Genomic DNA, 18215 nt, shown 5'->3' on the forward strand with positions numbered 1-18215 from the left:
TCTCGAAAGCTGCACGATGGGAACCCTCACCGCGGAAGACCGCCACTTCTTCCAATCCGACGTCAACCTGCGCCAGAGCCAGCGCACGCAGCGTGCGCCGCAAGGCCACATCGCCGAGGCCGCACGGCACACGCCGGTGCACACACGCTGCGACGTGCTGGTGCTGGGCGGCGGCCCGTCCGGCGTCGCGGCCGCGGTTGCCGCTGCGCGTTCCGGCGCGCGGGTGGTGCTGCTCGAACGCTACAACCACCTTGGCGGCCTCTCCACCGGCGGCCTCGTGATCTGGATCGACCGGATGAGCGACTGGGAGGGCGAGCCGGTGATCCAGGGGCTTGCCGCCGAGATCATGGAGCGACTGGGTGCCGATGCCGTCGCGGGGCCGCCGCGCGAGGCGTGGGGATCGAAGGATCCGGACCAGGCCGCGCACTGGGCGCTGCGCACCGCGGCCTTCCACGGCGTGGTCACCCATTCGCCGACCATCGATCCCGAGCGGCTGAAGGGCGTGTACCACCAGATGGTGCGCGAGGCGGGCGTCGACCTGATCCTGCACGCCTGGATGGTCGCGCCGGTGGTCGACGACGGCCGCGTGACCGGCGCCATCTTCGAGAGCAAGCAGGGCCGCCGCGCGATCCTGGCCCACGTGGTCGTCGACACGACGGGCGAGGGCGACCTCTATGCCGCGGCCGGTGCGGCCTACGACTCGGACATCGACGCGCGCGAGATCCATCACTGCATCAACACCTCCTGGCTGTACGCGGGCGTGGACATGCAGCGCTGGCTCGACTTCCGCGCCCACGAGCCCGAGGCCTTTGCCGCGTTCATGGCGCGCGGTCGCGAGACGGTCGGCAGCTTCGAGAAGCCCCTCGTCTCGTGGCGCAACGACGTCGCCACCTTCCTCGGTCCGCGCAAGGCCGGCTTCAGCGCGCTCGATGTCGACGACATGACGCAGGTCGAATGGGAATCGCGCCGGAGCATGGAAGACCATCTGGCGTTCTACCGCGCACATGCACCGGGTTTCGAGCGCGCCTGGATCATGCTCATGGCACCGCAGATCGGTACGCGCCACGGACGCCGGCTGGTGGGCGTGAAGCGGGTGCTTCGCGGTACGTGGGACGCCGGTGCCATCGAGCCCGACGAGATCGGCATCAGTCCCAGCCCGTCGCCGCGCTTTCCCAACATCTCCGTGCCCTACGGTGCGCTCGTGCCCGAGACGCTGGACGGCGTGCTGGCGGCGGGCAAGCACATCGCCTGCGATGCGAACTCCCACGGCTTCCTGCGGGAGATTCCCCAGTGCTGGCTCACCGGCCAGGCCGCCGGCACGGCCGCAGCGCTGGCGGCCGACCACAACGTGCTGCCGCGCAACGTGGACCTGAAGCGGCTGCAGGCGGCGCTGACGGCACAGGGCGTGCCGCTGCGCCAGGCGCGCGCGGCGGTGCCGGCATGAGCTTCGCGCTCTCGCTCGCGCACCTGGGCATGCTCGATGCGTCGCCGCCGCAACTGGTGGAGGCGGCCCATGCGGCGGGGTTTCGCGGCGTCGGGATGCGGCTGCATCCAGCGCGTCCCGGCGAGGCGCCCTTTCCCATGCACGAGGGCGGCCCGATGCTGCGCGAGACGCTCGCTCGCCTTCACGACCTGGGGATCGAGGTACACGATGTCGAGATCGTGCGCATCGGGCCTGCGTTCGACGCGCGGGCGTTCGACGGCGTCCTGGCTTCGGCCCAGGCGCTGGGCGCACGGCGGCTGATGGTGAACGTGGACGACGTCGACACCGGCCGCGCCACGGCCCACATCGGCATGCTGGCCGAGCGTGCCGCCTCGCACGGCCTGAATCTCGGCCTCGAGTTCATGGTCTACACGGCGGCGCGCTCGCTGCAGGTGGCCCGGGAACTGGTCCGGCCATTCGCGCACGATGCGGTGCGCGTGGTGGTCGACGCGCTGCATTTCTTCCGCGCAGGCTGCACGCCGGAAGACATGGCGGACCCGTCCATCGACCACCACTTCATGCAGATCAATGACGCACCCGCCCGGCGGCATCCTGGCCTGTCGGCCAGCGAAGAGGGCCGGGCCCACCGGCTCTTTGCCGGCGAGGGTGCGTTGCCGGTCCATCGTCTGCTGCCTTACCTGGGCGACGACGCGGTGCTGTCGGTGGAGTCGCCGAGTGCGATCCGAACGGCCACGCTCGACATCCATTCGCGCGCCGCCGCCGCCTGGCGCAGCGCCCATCACTTCCTTCGAGGGCTCGGCCATGACCACTCATGAACCCTGGAAGGGGATGCGGCTCGACGGCCGCACCGTCGTGCTCGGCATCATCGGAGACCCTGTTGCCCAGGTGAAGGCGCCGCTGCCGCTGACGCGCCTGCTCCAGGCGCGGGGAACGAACGCGGTGCTGGTGCCGATGCATGTGCGGGGAGAGGCGGTAGGCAGCCTGCTCGACGCCCTGCATGTGGTGCACAACTTCGCGGGCATCGTCGTCACCGTGCCGCACAAGCAGCGCGTGGCTGCGCTGTCGATGGAACTGCTGCCGGCCGCGCAGCGGGCGCGCGCCGTGAACGTGGTCCGGCGCACCCCGCACGGTTGGCAGGGCGACCTGCTCGACGGTGCCGGCTTTCTGCGCGGGCTGGTACGCAGCGGCTTCGACGTCGAGGGACGTCGTGTGGGCCTGGTCGGCGCGGGCGGCGCAGGCTGCGCGATCGCCTTGTCGCTGGCCGCGGCGGGCGCGGCGGCCATCGACGTGCACGACGTCGACGAGACGAAGCAGCTTGCCCTGGTCGATCGCCTGCGTGCGCTTGGGCATGCCGCCGGCCGGTGGGACGCTGCCAGTCCGCGCGATCTCGTCGTGAATGCGACGCCCGCGGGCATGCGGCCCGATGATCCACTGCCCATCGCGCCGTCGGCCATCCTGCCCGGCCACACGGTGGCCGAGGTCATCATGGAGCCGTCCATCACGCCGCTGTTGGCGCATGCACGGCAACTCGGTGCGCGCGTCGTGCCGGGCCGGCACATGATGGACGAGCAGCTCGAAGCGATGGCCGATTTCTTCTTCGACGAAGACCAGCGATGAGCACGCCTTTCTTTCCAGGTTTCGACGTGCGTCGCTTCGCACTCGGTGACGCAACCATCCATGCAGAGGTGGGTGGCAGCGGGCCGCCGCTGCTGCTGCTGCATGGGTATCCGCAGACCCATGTGGCCTGGCACCGCATCGCGCCGACGCTGGCGCGGCATTTCACCGTCGTGGCCCCGGATCTGCGCGGCTACGGCGACAGCGTCGGGCCGGGCGGCGATCCGCTGCATATCCATCATTGCAAGCGCACGCTGGGGGGCGATCAGGTGGCCCTGATGCAGGCCCTTGGCTTCGAACGCTTCGCGGTCATGGGCCACGACCGCGGCGCGCGCGTCGGCTATCGCCTGTGCCTGGATCGTCCGGAGGCTGTCAGCGCCTTCGTTTCGTTGACGGTGGTCCCGACCGAGACGATGTGGCAGCGCGCCGGCATGGCCTTCGGGCTCAAGGCCTTCCACTGGTACCTGTTCGCGCAACCCTTCGACCTGCCCGAGCGCATGCTGCGCGCCCATCCGGGCTACTTCCTGGACTGGGCGCTGCGCAATGCGGTGCTCAAGGTCGACGCGGTCACGCCCGAGGCATTGGCCGAGTACCACCGGGCATTCGCCCGGGAGTCGGTGCGGCATGCCATGGTCGAGGACTACCGCGCGGCGGCCTCGATCGACCTGCAGCACGACCGCGACGATCTCGCGGCCGGCCGCCGCATCGCCTGCCCCCTGCAGGTGCTGTGGTCTGCGTCGACTGCAGGTGCACCGGATCCGGTCGAGACCTGGCGGGCCTGGGCCGACGATGTCGAGGGCGCGGCCGTCGACTGCGGTCACCTGATGGCCGAGGAGGCACCGGACGAGGTGCTGGCGCATGTCCTGCCCTTCCTCCAACGCCACGCCTGAACGCCGAGAACAAGGAGACATGACATGCGACCGATGATTCTGCTGGCGGGGCTCGTGCTGGCGCTGCAGGCCCATGCGCAAACGGCGCCCATGCGGCTGAGCCAACTCGGCGATGCCGCACCGGCGCGCCAGCAGGAGTTCTTTCCCGCACCTTCCTTCGAGCTGGTTCACGCGGGCGGCTGCGGCGTGATGGAAGGCATCGCCAGTGCGTCCGACGGCAGCGTCTACTTCACCGAGATCACACGCTCGGTCGGCTGCAGCGATGCGGCCGGTGTGCAGGGCGGTCGCATCTGGGTGGTGCCGCCCGGTGGCACGCCGCGCATCTTCCGCGAGCCCAGCAACATGGCGGCCGGCCTGGCCATCGACGCGCAGGATCGGTTGGTCGCCGCGGAAGGGGCCGACTACGGCGGTCGTCGCGTCTCGGTGACCGACCTGCGCAGCGGTGGCTATCGCGTGGTCGCGTATTTCCACGAGAACCGGCAGTTCAATGCACCGAACGATGTGGCGATTGATCGCGCCGGCCGCATCTTCTTCTCGGACCTTCGCCTGTTCGGACCCGAGACCATCGAACAGCGGATCAACGCCGTCTACCGGCTCGATCCGCCCGAGGCCAGTTCGAAGGGCCTGTGGCCGGTATCGCGCATCCTCGGCAACGACGCCAAGATGAACGGCATCGAGCTGTCGCCGGATGGGCGGACCTTGTACGTGGGCCATTGCGATCCCGGGACCAATGCGCTCGGCGAGCAGGGCAGGCCGGCCCTGGACCGCACGGGGGCGGGCGGCCTGGTGGCGTATCCGCTGGATGCCGCCGGTCGGCCGGGCGCACCCCGGGTCCTGCTCGACCTGGAGAAGGCCGGCTGCGTGGACGGCATGACGACGGATGTGGATGGCAACCTCTATCTCGCCCTGCCGAGTGCGCCGTCGGGACCCGGTATCTACGTGATGACGCCGGACGGCGCCCTGGTGGCGCGACTCACCCTGCCGAACCGTGAAAGTCCCGTCAACGTGGGCTTCGGTCGCGGTCCGGAGGCGGGCACGCTGTATGTCGCGACGGTAGGCGTGGGCAAGGTCTATCGCCTGCGCACGGGCAAGGTCGGGTTTGCGCCGTCCCGCTGACGGGTCTTCCTGCCCCTCGACTGCCGTGCTCTGCACGCGCCCGTCAGTCGTACTGCACCGTGTAGATCAGGTCGATCCCGCTCTGAATCCCCGCCTGCCCGCGCAGCGTAAGGTTGCGCGTGAGGTCGTAGAAGAAGTAGATCGTGCCCAGGGTGCCCGCCAGGCTGCGCTCGTAGGTCACGTAGAAGTCGTCCGAGAGCCGCTTGCCCAGCGTGATGGCCGAGCCGGCCACGTCGCCGTTGCCGCCGCCCTTGAAGCCGATCTCGTCCAGGCCGAAGCGGCTGGCGAGGCTGCCGCCTTCGCCGCCCGCACCCAGGCGGCCCAGCAGCGCCAGGGCGGCCTGCTGCATCAGCTGCGCCTCGCCACCGCTGGCGGCGGAGGCCCGGCCCAGCACCACCCACGACAGCACCTCGGCGTCCGACAGCGGCGGGTCGGAATAGAGCTTGACCCGCGGCGCCTGCGCCGAGCCGGTGATCTGCACGCCCGCGCGCTGGCTGATGTTGGGTCGCAGGGCCAGGATGTCCAGCTGCGGGTTGTCCACGGGACCGTTGAAGCGGACGATGCCGCTTTCCACGTCCAGCGCCTGGCCGTAGGCGCGGTACTGGCCCTGCACGGTGCGGATCTCGCCGGTCACGCGCGGGGGCGCCGTGGTGCTGGTGGCGCGGATGTCCAGCTTGCCTTCCAGCCGCGTGGTGATGCCGCGGCCCTGCACCGCGAAGTCGCGGCCCAGGTCGAAGCTCACCTGGATGTCCGGCGGCCTGGCCGTGGTCGGCTGCTGCGGCGACACCTCGGCCGCCTCGGCCTTCTTGCGCTCCTGCGCGTCGCGGGCGGCGGAATGCACCACCACGTCGCTGCCCAGGCCGGGCGCGCTTTCGTCGGGCAGGATGATCACGGCGCGGTCGGCCGTGAGGTCGCCGCGCAGGCGGATCTGCCCGTCCTGCAGGCCGGCCTGCAGCTGGCCCGAGAGCGTGAGCTGCCGGTCGGAGCGCACCAGCGCGCGCAGGCTGCGGATCTCGCCGCGCATCGACATCGACAGGCCCGAGCGTCCGGCGCTCGCAGGCCCCCAGCCCAGTTCGCCGCTCATCGACAGGTTGCCGCCGTCCTGCGCGGCCTGGCTGGAGACGGTGCTCAGGTTGCCGCTGCGGCCAGGAATGCGCACCCGGCTGCCGGGGCCGCCCTGCAGGCGGAATTCATCGATCACCACGCGATTGCCGGCCAGCGTGGCGCGCAGGCGGCCGTCGCGCAGGTCAAGGCCTTCGACAGCGGCCTTGAGCGCCAGTTGGTCGGCGCGGACGGTGCCGTTCCAGCGCGGGTCGTTGCGCTGGCCACCCAGCGTGGCGTCGGCCTCCAGCGTGCCAGCGATGCGCCAGCCCGGTGGCGCGAGCATGGACCACACGCCCAGCTGCGGCAGGCTGGCCTGCAGGCGGCCGGCCAACGGCGCGTCGGTTGGCCATTGCCAGCCTTCGCCCTGGCGCTGCAGGCGGGTGGAGGCATTGGCCTGGATGCGGCCGGCACGCTGGCTGTCCCAGTCCAGGCTGGCGCGCACGGTGTCGCCTTCGGCATCCAGGCGCAGCTCGGCCTGGCGAAGGCCCGCGGGCGTGGAGGGTGCGGTGTCGCTGGAGTCGGTCTTGACCTCGCCGGGTGCGCCGGTGCCGTGGCTTTCGAGCTTGCGCACCAGCGCGGCTTCGCCCGCCTGCACCCGCAGGTCGCCGCTGGCGCGGCCCAGGCGCACGCGGGCGCGCAATTGGTCGAGGGCGGCGATGTCCCAGTCGCCGTCGAAGACCAGGTCGCCGCTGATGCCCAGTTCGCGCAGGCTGGTGTCGCCGCCGAAGGCGCGGCTCCAGGTCATGGGCAGGCCCTGCAGGCGGCCCTTGGTCTGCAGTTGCACGCCGTTATTGCCTGAGCTGAGGCGGATCGGTTCCCACGACAGCCGCACGGTGCCGGGCACCGGACCGCGCACGGTGGCGCTGCCGGCGGTGGTCTCCACCTGCAGGCGGTCGCCGGACTGGCGCACGCGGGTCTCGAAGCCCTGGCCCAGTTCCAGCACCCAGGGCGTGTCGCCACGGCCACCATCGTCGACGTCGGCACGCAGCCGGGCCAGGGCGATGCGCCACTGGCCGGCGGCTTCCAGTCCGCCGCTGGCGCTGGTGTCGAGCCGCGCCCGGCGTTCGCCCTGGCGCACCTCGCCCGACAGCGCGAGGCTGGCGCGGGCCAGGCTGCCGTCGACCGTGGCGGCGAAGGTCGTCAGCTGGATGGGGGCCGGTCGCGTGCCGTCCGCGGCAGGACCGGGCTTGAGCAGCAGTTGCGGCGTGCTCAGCTTGGCGTTGACCGTGGGTTCCGCGCTGCCGCGGGGCAGGGGGGCTGTCGGCTTGGCCAGCCGTTCCTGGAAGCTGCGCCAGCCGCCGCTCCAGCGGGCATCCAGGCGTGCCCCGCCTTCGGCCGTCATGGCCTTGTCGATGCTGGACAGGCCGGGCAGTTTCTTGAGCCAGGCCTGCAGGCGGGCGGCGTCCTGCAACTGCACCTCGGCCTGGCCGGTGCCGCGGGCAGGGGCCATGTCGGCCTGCAGCCGCGCATTGATGCCGGGCAGCACCAGGCGCAGGTCGCCGCTGCCCGCCTGCTCGGCGACACGGGCGCGCACCTGGCCCTCGATGCTGGCGCCCTCGGCCTCCACACGGAGGGTCGGCAGCTCGGCGAGCTGCGTGCGCAGGTTGTACTGGCCCTTGGCCAGCAGACGTTCCAGGCCGAAGCCCTGTAGGCCCTGGGCACTGGCACGGCCGCCCTGGGCGCGCAGGTCGGTGTCGAAGCGCAGCACATCGCCTTCCTGCCGCGCAGTCACCGGGCCGCTGATGACACCGCCTTCGAGCGCGGTGTGCAGCTCGCCAGGGCGTACGCCCTCGACGCGGGCCTGCACCTGCCAGGGCGCGGGCGCGGGCTTCCATTGGCCCTGGGCGTCGATGCGGCCATGGCCGGCCTCGACATGGGCCTCGTCCACCGTCCAGGTGCCCTCGGCCGGACCGGCGTAGCCGATGCGGGCGCGCAGGCGCTCCACCGGCAGGCGCTGCTGGTCCCAGGGACCGGGCATGGCGTTGCGCAGGTCGGCGCGCAGTCGCCAGGCCTGTTCGCCGGTCTGGGCGTCGGGCTGGACGGCGACCTCGCCGCTCAGGCGGGTCAAGGGCCCGGTCTTCCAGAAGGTGGCGACATTGACGTCGCGCAGCGTGGCCAGGGCGTCGATGACGGGCTGCGGCGCCCAGGGCGCCAGGTTCGCATCGAGCTTGGCATACAGCGCGCCGGCCTTCTCGTCGGCCTGCTCGGCGCGGGCCTCGGCCTGCACGGCCAGCCGTGCATTGGCGCCCGCCAGGTTGCCCTTGGCGGTGGCCGTCGCCTGGACGGGCAGGGTGCGCCCGTCACCCAGCGGCGCCTGCAGGCGGCCCTGGAGCGCGGCATTCAGCGCCATCGGCCCGTCGCCCTGCAGCTGCACCTGGCCGCTGTAGTGGCCGCCTTCGATGTCCACGCCGTCCAGGTCGAGCCGGTGCTGGGCTTTCTGGTAGCGGTAGCGGCCGGCGAGCTGCTGCGCCACCACCGGCGGCGGTCCGGCCCAGCGGACCTCGCCGATGCGGAAGGGCACGTCCACCTCCACCACCGGCAGCACCAGTCGTTCGAGCGGTTGCAGCGGCTTCTTGGGCGCATCCGCGGGCGCGGGCTTGGCCTCGATGAGCACCTGCGCGGCACGCACTTCGCCCAGCTGCACCCGGCGGTCGAACAGCGGGCGCAGCTGCCAGCCGATCTCGGCCTGGTGCACCTCGACCGTGAGATCGGGCGTGCGGTAGCGCAGCAGGCCGATGCGGCCGCCCTTGCGCAGCGAGCCGGTCACCTCCTGTGTCTCCAGCGTCTGGCCGGCGGGCAGGTACCGGGCGGCGCGTGTCAGGACGGTGGCGAGCGAGCTGTCGCTGCCGGCCCACCACCAGGCGCCGCCCAGCAGCAGCAGCACCAGGGCGAGCAGGCCGACGACTGTCCAGGCCAGGCCGCGCAACACCCGGCGCGTGCGGGAACGGGTGCGGGGCTTCGACGCGCCCGGCGTCATCGGCGGACGCTCCGGCGTCGGGGAGGGCGGCGTGTCGGTGCTCACGATGTCGTCAGAAGCTGAAACCCAGGCGCAGGTGCAGCCGGAACTTGCGCGTCTCCACGCCATAGCCCAGATCGGCCTGCACCGGCCCCACGGGGCTGCGCCAGCGGGCGCCCACGCCCACGCCCACCTGCGGCTTGTTGAGCTGGCTCACCTGGTCGGCCACGCTGCCGGCGTCGACGAAGACCACGCTTTCCCAGGCCGAGACCTTGTTGTCGAAGACCAGCGGCTTCTGCCATTCGGCGCTGAGCACGGCCAGGTAGCGGCCCGCCACGGTGGCGCCGCTGGCATTGGTGGTGCCGATGGAGCGGTAGGCGTAGCCGCGCACGCTGGTGTCGCCGCCGGTCAGGAAGAGCAGGGTGGAGGGGATCTGCGCATCGTCCGTGGCCGTCACGGCGCCGACCTGCGCCCGCAGCGCCAGCCGCGATTGCCGTGCCAGGCCGGGCGCGTCGCCCTCGGCCACGCGGCCCAGCGGCAGGATGTAGAGCGAGCGCACGTCGGCGCGGGTGAACGGCCGTTGGGCGCCGCTCAGGGTGTAGCCGGCACCCAGCTCCAGCCCCAGGCCCCAGCCGCGCCGCGGCGCGCCGGCGTCGTCGAAATAGCGGCCGGTCCACGACCAGTTGGCGCTCAGGGCCGAGGCCGAAGGCGGTGCGCCCAGCCCGCGGTTGAGTGCGTAGTCGTACTGCAGGTAGTAGGCGCGGTCGATCTTGGGGTCGGACTTGCTGCGGCCGAAGCGGGCCCGGCCGCTGTCGACCTCGTAGTCGCCCGACAGGTCCTGCTTGAGCTCGCCCGAGGTGATCCAGCGCCAGCCGTCGTCGCCCGGGATCGCGCTCCATTCGCTGTTGAGCGAACGGGTGTTGCGGTCCACCGAGAGCTTGGTCACCGCGCGCCAGTCCAGCAGCGGCATGCGGTTGTGGATGTGGTCGGCCGACAGCCGCGGCCCGGAGTCGGAGGTGAAGCCCGCCCCCAGCACGATCTTCTGCAGCTTGGCCTCGCGCACCTGCGCGACGACGGTGGCGGCCTGCGGGTCGGCATCGGTGTCGAGCGTGAGGAAGACCGAGTCGTAGTAGCCGCTGCTGGCCATGCGGGCCTGGGCGTCGAGCAGCTCCTGCTGGTCGTAGGGCTGGCCGGAGGGCACGCGGGCGATGCGCCGCGCGCCGTCCACGCTGTAGCGCTCGGCGCCGCGCACCTCCAGCGGCCCGAAGCGGTAGGCCGGGCCCGACTGGTAGGTGACCGACAGCCGGGCGGTGCCGGCATCGGCGTCGACGTCGGCGCGGCTCAGCGAGATGCTGCCGGTGGGAAAGCGCTGCGCGACCAGTTTGCGCAGGCCGGTGTTCTTGGCGCCGTCCCAGGCCGACTGGGTGAAGTCCTGGCCGGCCGACAGCGTCCAGCCGTCGCGGATGGCTTTGCGCTGGGCGGCGGTCTTCTCGTCGGTGGCGGTGGCGATGGGGCCGGCGAAGTCCACCTGGGCGGCCGTCACCTTGGTGCGCGGGCCCGGATCGACCCGGATGCGGACCTCGTAGGGCACGGCGGCGTCGGCCGGCAGGTCCACCAGTTCCATCTTAAGCGTGGGCGTGAAGTAGCCCAGCGTGCCCAGCAGCTCGCGGGCATTGGCGTCGGCGGCCACCATCAGGCGGGAGATCTCGGCCAGTTGCAGGTCGTCCAGGCGGCGGTAGCGCTGCAGCTCCAGGTGCTGCTCCAGCAGCTCGCGGGCTTCGGCGGGACCTTCGACGCGCACGTTGAAGCCGTGCCGCCCGCCCGAGGCGTCTGTGCCGTTGCTCGTGAGGGCCGACGGCGCGTCGTCGGCGCCCGCCTTGTCGTCCTTGTGCCGGCCGGACAGCAGGCTGCAGCCCTGCAGCAGCAGGGCACCGAGAAGCAGCAGCACAAAAAGAAACGCCGGCGTGCGTGCCGGCGTCGGTCGACGGGAATCCACCCTGGGCATGGGCAGCATTCTGGCATCGGCCTCGAGGCCGCCATGTCGGAATGCCGCCCGTCCTGCGGGGGCTTGCCGATGCGAGTTCGGCGGCCTTGTGCTACTTCGACAGCAGCCGCATCGCGTCTTCCAGCCCCTTGAGCGTCAGCGGGAACATGCGCTGCGACATCAGCTGCTGGATCACCGAGATGCTCTGGCGGTATTGCCACACGCCCTGCGGCTCGGGGTTGATCCAGGCGAACTTGGGGAAGGCGTGCGTCAGGCGCTGCAGCCATTCGGCGCCGGGCTCCTCGTTGTTGTATTCCACGCTGCCGCCGGGCTGCAGGATCTCGTAGGGGCTCATGGTCGCGTCGCCCACGAACACCAGCTTGTAGTCCTTGTTGTACTTGCGGATGATGTCCCAGGTCGCGAACTTCTCGCTGAAGCGGCGGCGGTTGTTCTTCCACATGAAGTCGTAGACGCAGTTGTGGAAGTAATAGAACTCCAGGTGCTTGAACTCGGTCTTGACGGCCGAGAAGAGTTCTTCGACGCGTGCGACGTGCTCGTCCATGGTGCCGCCCACATCCATCAGCAGCAGCACCTTGACGTTGTTGTGCCGCTCGGGCCGCATCTTGATGTCGAGGTAGCCGGCATTGGCGGCGGTGCGGCTGATGGTCTGGTCCAGGTCCAGCTCGTCTTCATGCCCCTCGCGCGCGAAGCGGCGCAGCCGGCGCAGCGCCATCTTGATGTTGCGCGTGCCCAGCTCCTGGGTGTCGTCGTAGTCCTTGTACGCGCGCTGCTCCCACACCTTGACGGCGCTCTTGTTCTTGCCGACCCCGCCGATGCGGATGCCCTGGGGGTTGTAGCCGCCGTTGCCGAAGGGCGAGGTGCCGCCGGTGCCGATCCACTTGCTGCCGCCCTCGTGGCGCTCCCTCTGCTCCTCCAGGCGCTTCTTGAGCGTCTCCATCAGCTCGTCCCAGCCCATCTTTTCGATGGCGGCCTTCTGCTCGGGCGTGAGCTCCTTCTCCAGCACCTGGCGCAGCCAGTCCAGCGGCACTTCCTTGGTGAAGTCTGTGAGCATCTCCACGCCCTTGAAGTAGGCGGCGAAGGCGCGGTCGAACTTGTCGTAGTGCTTCTCGTCCTTCACCAGCGCGGTGCGGCTGAGGTAGTAGAAGTCGTCCATGCCGAAGGCATCGTCCGAGTTCGGGCCCACCACGTCGGCCTGCAGGGCCTCCAGCAGCGTGAGGTATTCCTTGACCGACACGGGCAGCTTGGCCGCGCGCAGGGTGTAGAAGAAGTCGATCAGCATGGGTCAGGCTCCTGGCCAGCGCTCGGGACTCTGGCGGAAATGGACGCACGCCAGCACATGGACATGCTGGCCTTCGATCCGATAGTGCATGGCGTAGGGAAAGCGGCGCAGCTTGGCGCTGCGATAGGCGCCAGGCCCGTGGCGGAAGCGCTGCGGATCGCGCGAAAGCAATTCCACCAAAGCGGCGACGCTGCGCAGGAGTTCGGCGCCAAGGCCCGTTTGCTTCGCTTCGTACCACTCGAAGGCCATGCGCAGGTCTTGTTGCGCAGGCTTCTCGAGATGCACTTCGAACTGCATCGATTCAGAGCCGGACGCCCAGCGATGCGGCGAGTTCGGCGGGCGTGCATGCGGTGCCGGGATTTGCCTGAACCCACGCCCAGCGACGGTCGAGCTCTGCCTTGAGTTCTTCGCTCAGCGGCGGCATGAGGTCCTGGTCGATGCTGTCCCACAGATCCTCGACGAGTTGCAGCTTCTCGTGCACACCGAGTTGGGCGATTTCTTTCGGGAGTGCGCTCATGTCAGCCTCCTGAGGCAAGACGGGGTTTGTCCATCAGGTACAGCAGCTGCGCCTTCACCTCCGGCCACTCGCCGGTGCGCAGGCTGTACATCACGGTGTCGCGGATCGTCCCGTCGCGGCGCAGGGCGTGGCCGCGGATCACGCCGTCCTTCTTCGCGCCCAGGCGCTCGATGGCGCGCTGGCTGGCGAAGTTGAAGTTGTCGGTGCGCCAGCCCACCACATGGCACTGGAGCGTCTCGAAGGCATGGCGCAGCAGCAGGAACTTGCAGGTCGTGTTGACATGCGTGCGCTGCACCCGCTTGGCATACCAGGTGTAGCCGATCTCCACCCGGCGGATGGTGGGCACGATGTCGTGGTAGCTGGTGGTGCCGAGCACCGTGCCGCTGGCCTCGTCGAGCACGGCGAAGGCCAGGCGGCTGCCGTCCTCGCGCATCTTCAGGGCCTGGGCGATGTAGGTGGCGGTGTTCTCGGGCTCGGGCACCGAGGTGACGCGGATGTTCCAGAGTTCGCCGTCGGCGGCAGCGGCTGCCAGGCCCGACTCGTGTGCGGGCGCGAGGGGCACCAGACGCACGCCGCGCTCGCTCAGTTCAACGGGGTCGACGAAGGCCATGGCAGCTTGGCAGGTGGGCAGGACGGTCGTTGCAGCGGCGCAGGCCGATCAGCGATTGTTGCGCTGCATGAACACCAGCTTCTCGAACAGGGTCACGTCCTGTTCGTTCTTGAGCAGCGCGCCCACCAGCGGGGGCACGGCGACCTTCTCGTCCTTGCTCTGCAGGGCCTGCAGCGGGATGTCCTCGGCGACCAGCAGCTTGAGCCAGTCCAGCAGCTCCGAGGTCGACGGCTTCTTCTTCAGGCCGGGCAGGCCGCGCACGTCGTAGAAGGTCTTCATCGCCGCGGCCAGCAGTTCCTGCTTGAGGTCGGGGAAATGCACCTCGACGATGCGGCGCATCGTTTCGGCGTCGGGGAACTTGATGTAGTGGAAGAAGCAGCGGCGCAGGAAGGCGTCGGGCAGCTCCTTCTCGTTGTTGGAGGTGATGAACACCACCGGCCGGTGCTTGGCCTTGATGAGCTGGCGCGTCTCGTAGCAGTAGAACTCCATCCGGTCCAGCTCGCGCAGCAGGTCGTTGGGGAATTCGATGTCGGCCTTGTCGATCTCGTCGATCAGCAGCGCCACCGGCTCGTCGGCGGTGAAGGCCTGCCACAGCACGCCCTTGACGATGTAGTTGTGGATGTCCTTGACCCGCTCGTCGCCCAGTTGCGAATCGCGCAGGCGGCTGACGGCGTCATACTCGTACAGGCCCTGCTGCGCCTTCGTGGTGGACTTGATGTGCCACTGCAGCAGCGGCAGGCCCAGCGCGCTGGCGACTTCCTCGGCCAGCATGGTTTTGCCGGTGCCCGGCTCGCCCTTGACCAGCAGCGGGCGCTTGAGGGTGATGGAGGCGTTGACCGCCAGCATCAGGTCCTGCGTGGCGACGTAGTTGTCGGAACCCTTGAATTTCATGGATGGCTTGCAGTGGGGAAAAGCGGGAGAAAGGTGCGCCCGATGCACGTGCGATCAGGGCTTTCCAGCGGGTCGGCGCAAGGGTCGGCTTCCTATAATCGCCCGCCGATCCCCCAAGTCCTCACGAGATTTTGCGCGCAAAATGAACAAGCTGTTGACCACGATGTTTGCCCTCGCTGTCGCTTGCGTGACCAGCGTGGCCTCCGCGCAGAAGGTGACGGGCAATGCCGACAACGGTGCGAAGAAGGTGGCCATGTGCGTGGGCTGCCACGGCATCGTGGGCTACCAGGCCAGCTTCCCCGAGGTGCACAAGGTGCCCAAGATCGCGGGCCAGAGCGCCGGCTACATCACCGCGGCGCTCACCGCCTACAAGGGCGGCGACCGCAAGCACCCGACCATGCGGGCCATCGCCGACACCCTCACCGAGCAGGACATCGCCGACCTGGCCGCCTACTACTCGGCCCTGGGGCTGAACGACGGGGCGGCGCCGCCGGCCAATGCCGCGGCACCCAGCGACAAGGTCCAGGCCCTGATCGCCCGCAATGCCGACAACAGCTGCACCAAGTGCCACGGCGCCAACTTCAACACCCCCAATGACGTCACCGTGCCCAAGCTGGCCGGCCAGTACGGCGACTATCTCTTCGTGGCGCTCAAGGCCTACAAGACCAGCCACCCCCTCGTCGGCCGCTCCAACGCGGTCATGGGCACGCAGGTCAAGCCCTACAGCAACGCCGAACTCAAGCAGTTGGCCCAGTACATCGCCTCGTTGCCGGGCGAGCTCAAGACGGTGCCGGAGTCCGAACTGCACCGCACGGCCAGCAAGTAAGCGGGGCAGCCCCAACCAAAAGGCCTGCGAGGCGATTGCCCGCGGGCTTTTATTCATGGGGCTCTTTCTTTCTGGCGGCCCCCGATGGCGGGGCCGCGCGCGTCAGGCCGTCTCCAGCGCCAGCAGCGCCGTTGCGGTGTTCGAGATCGGCAGGTGGTAGTTGGCGTGCACCTTGCGCACCGACGGGCCTGCGGCGGTGAGCGCCCCGCGCATGGCCAGCCACATCAGCAGCTCCACGCCCTGGGTGCCGGCCTTCTCGACGATCTCGTGAATCGAGAACTGCGTGGCCCATTCCGGGTTGGTGAGCAGGCTGTCCATGAACTGCAGGTCGAAGCGCTTGTTGATGTGGCCGGCGCGCGTGCCGTCCAGCTGGTGCGATAGCCCGCCCGAGGCGACGAAGAGCACGCGCCGGTCCTCGCCCCAGGCCGCCACCGCCTCGCCGACGGCCTTGCCCAGCGCATAGACGCGGCTGGCCTTGGGCAACGGGAACTGCACCGTGTTGATGCACACCGGCACGATCGTCACCGGCCAGTCGCCCTGCGGCCACAGCAGCTTGAGCGGCAGGGTGCAGGCATGGTCGACCAGCATCTCCTGGCAGCTGACGATGTCGAAGTCGCGCTCGCCGAGCGTGTTGATCAGCTGCCACGACAGCGCCGGCTCGCCCCCCACCGGCGGCTGCGCCGGAATGCCCCAGCCCTCGTCGGCCGAGGCGTATTGCGACGCCGCGCCGACGGCGAAGGTGGGCATCTTGTCGAGGAAGAAGTTGAGCCCGTGGTCGTTGTAGAACATGACCACCACGTCGGGCCGCGCCGTCGCCAGCCAGTCGTGCACGGGCGGGTAGCCGTCGAAGAAGGGCTTCCAGTAGGGCTCGGCCTGCAGGCCCTTGTGGATCGCGTTGCCGATGGCGGGGATGTGCGAGGTGCCGACGCCGCCGATGATCGTGGCCATGGAATGTCTCCGGGTTTGTGTTACTGGAAGTTGGCTGCGACGAGCCGGGCCTTGAATTCGTCCTTGGAGAGGCCGGTCTGCTGGGCGCCGATGTCCTGCATGTCCAGCTTGAAGATGCCCGCGAACTTGGCCAGGTAGTAGGCATTGCCGCCCGCAGCGATCAGCTGCAGCACGTTGCGCGCGCGGATGGCCGCGGCCTGCTCGGCATTGAGGCCATAGCGGCGCATGTAGCCCTCCTCGTCGGCCAGGAAGGCCTGGCGATTGGCTTCTTCGTTGAAGGAGAAGCACATCTTGTTGAGCGCGTAGCCCTTGCGGGCCTGATCGCCGTCGAACAGGGTGGTGCCCTCGATGGGCCCTGGCGTGGGGGTGGTCATGCGGTCTCCTCGTCGATCCCGTGGTGAAGGAAGGCCGCCAGTATTCGCCTGCCGTTGCCAAAGATAAACCGATGGATCATCATGGATCGCATGAGCGATTTCGATTGGTCGGATCTGGATGCCCGGCTGCTGCGCCTGCTGGTGGCGGTGGTGGAGACGGGTTCCATCACCGGCGCGGCGCAGCGCCTGGGTGTCACGCAGTCGGCGGTGAGCCATCTGCTGGACAAGCTGCGCGCCATCACGGGTGACCCGTTGTTCGTCAAGTCGGGCCGCGGGATCGTGCCGACGGCCCATGCGCAGGCGCTGGCGCCGCAGGCGCGCGAGCTGCTGGCGCAGCTGCAGGCCTTTGCGCGGCATGCGCGCTTCGATCCGGCGGCCTGGCGCGGCGCGCTCACCATCGCCGCCAACGATTTCCAGCGCGAGGTGCTGCTGGTGCCGCTGGCCGCGCGGCTGCGGGCGCAGGCGCCGGGGCTGGTGCTGCGCGTGCTGCCCTCGGACGTGCCCACGGCCGAGATGCTGCGCAGCGGCCAGTGCCAGCTGGTGGTCAGCCCGCGCCCGCCCGAGGGCAGCGACATCGTGCAGAAGCGCCTGTTCGAGGACCGCTGGCGCGTCTTCTACGACCCGGCCGTGCGCGAGGCGCCGGCCACGCGGCGCGAATGGCTGGCCGCGGACCATGCCACGGTGGTCTATCCGCCCCAGCGGCGCATGGCGCTGGACGAGGCGCTGGCGGCGCGAGGCATCGAGCGGCATTTTGTGGTCACGGTACCGGGCTTCGCGGGTCTGCCGGCCTTCCTGCGCGGCACTTCATTGCTGGCGACGGTGCCGGGGCTGCTGGGTGAGGGACTGATGCGCGAGTTCGCCAGCGCGGCGGTGCCGGTCGCCTGTCCGCCGTTGCCGATGTACATGGTGTGGCATCTGCGCCACCAGCAGGATGCGGCGCACCGGTGGTTGCGCGAGCAGCTGGCGGCGGTGGTGCCGGCGCGGCGCTGAGTCCTGCACTGGGCGGTCAGTTGCCTGGCTGCGGTGGCCGCGTCGCCGGGACGGTAACCCGGCAGAGGACGTCGGCATGCGCGCTCCCGGTGCACGCTCGCGCTGACCGACTTGCTGCACGGGACGGGTGCTCGCTCTACACCGACGTGCTTGGGACACTGCACGGCGCCGCGAATGGCTCCTCCGCACGCACACCGCCATCCTCCGCCTCGACGCTGCGCCTCAGCTGCCGGGTTCGTCCGTCCAAGTCCTCACTCCGTTCGCCCTGAACTCGTCTAAGGGCAGAGCGGCGCGCGGCTCAAAGGCGGGCCGTCCTCACCTGCCTCGGTTCCACCTTGCTGGGTGAGGCTTCGACAGGCTTGTATGGTTTGGCTCCCATCAACCAAACCGTAAGAAAGGGCGAGGAGCCGGGATGTAGGGACATCGACAAGCATCGGCGGTAGCTTCAGACCCCACCGACCGACACCCTGAGTCATCACCCCATCCCTGCGCCGAGCGTCGATAAGGAACCTGGCGACGTTGCGTGCGCTGTGCAGCAACGATCCCCGATTCTTGCAAGCTCACGCCGACAGCAGGCACATCCCGGCGCTCGTATTTTGCGCAATGAAGACTCATCCGGCTACTGCGTTTGTCGGCGTGGATGTCGCCAGC

At 69.7% G+C, this 18215-nt stretch carries 16 protein-coding genes; 7 read left to right on the plus strand and 9 right to left on the minus strand.

Annotated features, from left to right (window positions below; all coding sequences use genetic code 11):
• The first annotated feature begins 16 nt into the window (after positions 1-16).
• From KBC94_RS27235 to KBC94_RS27255, 5 genes are read left to right on the plus strand one after another with little or no spacing between them, the layout of a single operon-like run.
• A complete protein-coding gene (locus tag KBC94_RS27235) occupies positions 17-1444 on the plus strand; it encodes an FAD-dependent oxidoreductase (protein ID WP_294378137.1) in 1428 nt (475 codons plus the stop codon).
• Positions 1441-2259, plus strand: a complete 819-nt coding sequence (locus KBC94_RS27240; RefSeq protein WP_294378140.1) for a TIM barrel protein — start codon at positions 1441-1443, stop codon at positions 2257-2259. Before KBC94_RS27235 ends, KBC94_RS27240 begins: the two co-directional genes overlap by 4 nt.
• Before the next feature lie 13 nt (positions 2260-2272).
• Positions 2273-3061: a shikimate dehydrogenase gene (locus KBC94_RS27245; RefSeq protein ID WP_294378143.1), complete on the plus strand. Its 789-nt coding sequence runs from the start codon at positions 2273-2275 to the stop codon at positions 3059-3061.
• Positions 3058-3948: an alpha/beta hydrolase gene (locus KBC94_RS27250; RefSeq protein WP_294378145.1), complete on the plus strand. Its 891-nt coding sequence runs from the start codon at positions 3058-3060 to the stop codon at positions 3946-3948. The genes KBC94_RS27245 and KBC94_RS27250 overlap by 4 nt, the downstream gene beginning before the upstream one ends.
• Before the next feature lie 33 nt (positions 3949-3981).
• A complete protein-coding gene (locus tag KBC94_RS27255) occupies positions 3982-5064 on the plus strand; it encodes an SMP-30/gluconolactonase/LRE family protein (protein ID WP_294378147.1) in 1083 nt (360 codons plus the stop codon).
• A 43-nt stretch (positions 5065-5107) separates the two neighbouring features.
• Here KBC94_RS27255 and KBC94_RS27260 read toward each other — a convergent pair whose 3' ends face one another.
• The 7 genes from KBC94_RS27260 to KBC94_RS27290 form a co-directional block, all read right to left on the minus strand.
• Entirely contained in the window at positions 5108-9190 is a 4083-nt protein-coding gene (locus tag KBC94_RS27260; RefSeq protein ID WP_366934738.1) for a translocation/assembly module TamB domain-containing protein, read from the minus strand.
• 7 nt (positions 9191-9197) lie between these two features.
• Entirely contained in the window at positions 9198-11129 is a 1932-nt protein-coding gene (locus KBC94_RS27265) for a BamA/TamA family outer membrane protein (RefSeq protein ID WP_294378150.1), read from the minus strand.
• A gap of 91 nt (positions 11130-11220) precedes the next feature.
• Positions 11221-12408: a VWA domain-containing protein gene (locus KBC94_RS27270; RefSeq protein ID WP_294378153.1), complete on the minus strand. Its 1188-nt coding sequence runs from the start codon at positions 12406-12408 to the stop codon at positions 11221-11223.
• A gap of 3 nt (positions 12409-12411) precedes the next feature.
• The gene (locus KBC94_RS27275) at positions 12412-12705 is read right to left on the minus strand and encodes a type II toxin-antitoxin system RelE/ParE family toxin (protein WP_017759648.1); all 294 of its coding nucleotides are present in this window, start codon (positions 12703-12705) and stop codon (positions 12412-12414) included.
• A 4-nt stretch (positions 12706-12709) separates the two neighbouring features.
• Positions 12710-12925 (minus strand): addiction module protein, encoded by a 216-nt coding sequence (locus tag KBC94_RS27280; RefSeq protein WP_294378157.1) that lies wholly within the window; start codon positions 12923-12925, stop codon positions 12710-12712.
• Between the two features lies 1 nt (position 12926).
• Positions 12927-13535 (minus strand): GNAT family protein, encoded by a 609-nt coding sequence (locus tag KBC94_RS27285; RefSeq protein ID WP_294378160.1) that lies wholly within the window; start codon positions 13533-13535, stop codon positions 12927-12929.
• Between the two features lie 48 nt (positions 13536-13583).
• Positions 13584-14426, minus strand: coding sequence for a MoxR family ATPase (locus KBC94_RS27290; RefSeq protein WP_017759645.1), 843 nt, complete (start codon positions 14424-14426; stop codon positions 13584-13586).
• A 142-nt stretch (positions 14427-14568) separates the two neighbouring features.
• Between KBC94_RS27290 and KBC94_RS27295 the strand changes: the two genes are divergently transcribed.
• A complete protein-coding gene (locus KBC94_RS27295; RefSeq protein WP_294378166.1) occupies positions 14569-15252 on the plus strand; it encodes a c-type cytochrome in 684 nt (227 codons plus the stop codon).
• A 102-nt stretch (positions 15253-15354) separates the two neighbouring features.
• On the opposite strand, the gene KBC94_RS27300 is transcribed toward KBC94_RS27295, so the two are convergent.
• Both KBC94_RS27300 and KBC94_RS27305 read right to left on the minus strand, forming a co-directional pair.
• A complete protein-coding gene (locus KBC94_RS27300; RefSeq protein WP_294378169.1) occupies positions 15355-16200 on the minus strand; it encodes a class III extradiol dioxygenase family protein in 846 nt (281 codons plus the stop codon).
• A gap of 20 nt (positions 16201-16220) precedes the next feature.
• Positions 16221-16574, minus strand: a complete 354-nt coding sequence (locus KBC94_RS27305; protein WP_294378173.1) for a protocatechuate 4,5-dioxygenase subunit alpha — start codon at positions 16572-16574, stop codon at positions 16221-16223.
• 90 nt (positions 16575-16664) lie between these two features.
• Between KBC94_RS27305 and KBC94_RS27310 the strand changes: the two genes are divergently transcribed.
• Positions 16665-17564 carry a LysR family transcriptional regulator gene (locus tag KBC94_RS27310; protein ID WP_294378175.1) on the plus strand — a complete coding sequence of 300 codons (900 nt, stop codon included), beginning with the start codon at positions 16665-16667 and terminating at the stop codon, positions 17562-17564.
• Positions 17565-18215 lie beyond the last annotated feature (651 nt).

Origin of the sequence: Pseudacidovorax sp. (genome assembly GCF_017991995.1) — a bacterium.
In the GTDB taxonomy this organism is placed as follows: Bacteria; Pseudomonadota; Gammaproteobacteria; order Burkholderiales; family Burkholderiaceae_C; genus Xenophilus.

What these genes read in the sequence shown, in the direction of transcription:
- KBC94_RS27275 (WP_017759648.1), bottom strand. Translation starts at nt 12,705, where the DNA reads ATGCAGTTCGAAGTGCATCTCGAGAAGCCTGCGCAACAAGACCTGCGC.
- KBC94_RS27240 (WP_294378140.1), top strand. Translation starts at nt 1,441, where the DNA reads ATGAGCTTCGCGCTCTCGCTCGCGCACCTGGGCATGCTCGATGCGTCG.
- KBC94_RS27250 (WP_294378145.1), top strand. Translation starts at nt 3,058, where the DNA reads ATGAGCACGCCTTTCTTTCCAGGTTTCGACGTGCGTCGCTTCGCACTC.
- KBC94_RS27285 (WP_294378160.1), bottom strand. Translation starts at nt 13,535, where the DNA reads ATGGCCTTCGTCGACCCCGTTGAACTGAGCGAGCGCGGCGTGCGTCTG.
- KBC94_RS27305 (WP_294378173.1), bottom strand. Translation starts at nt 16,574, where the DNA reads ATGACCACCCCCACGCCAGGGCCCATCGAGGGCACCACCCTGTTCGAC.
- KBC94_RS27245 (WP_294378143.1), top strand. Translation starts at nt 2,273, where the DNA reads ATGCGGCTCGACGGCCGCACCGTCGTGCTCGGCATCATCGGAGACCCT.
- KBC94_RS27295 (WP_294378166.1), top strand. Translation starts at nt 14,569, where the DNA reads ATGAACAAGCTGTTGACCACGATGTTTGCCCTCGCTGTCGCTTGCGTG.
- KBC94_RS27280 (WP_294378157.1), bottom strand. Translation starts at nt 12,925, where the DNA reads ATGAGCGCACTCCCGAAAGAAATCGCCCAACTCGGTGTGCACGAGAAG.
- KBC94_RS27270 (WP_294378153.1), bottom strand. Translation starts at nt 12,408, where the DNA reads ATGCTGATCGACTTCTTCTACACCCTGCGCGCGGCCAAGCTGCCCGTG.
- KBC94_RS27300 (WP_294378169.1), bottom strand. Translation starts at nt 16,200, where the DNA reads ATGGCCACGATCATCGGCGGCGTCGGCACCTCGCACATCCCCGCCATC.
- KBC94_RS27235 (WP_294378137.1), top strand. Translation starts at nt 17, where the DNA reads ATGGGAACCCTCACCGCGGAAGACCGCCACTTCTTCCAATCCGACGTC.
- KBC94_RS27265 (WP_294378150.1), bottom strand. Translation starts at nt 11,129, where the DNA reads ATGCCCAGGGTGGATTCCCGTCGACCGACGCCGGCACGCACGCCGGCG.
- KBC94_RS27310 (WP_294378175.1), top strand. Translation starts at nt 16,665, where the DNA reads ATGAGCGATTTCGATTGGTCGGATCTGGATGCCCGGCTGCTGCGCCTG.
- KBC94_RS27290 (WP_017759645.1), bottom strand. Translation starts at nt 14,426, where the DNA reads ATGAAATTCAAGGGTTCCGACAACTACGTCGCCACGCAGGACCTGATG.
- KBC94_RS27255 (WP_294378147.1), top strand. Translation starts at nt 3,982, where the DNA reads ATGATTCTGCTGGCGGGGCTCGTGCTGGCGCTGCAGGCCCATGCGCAA.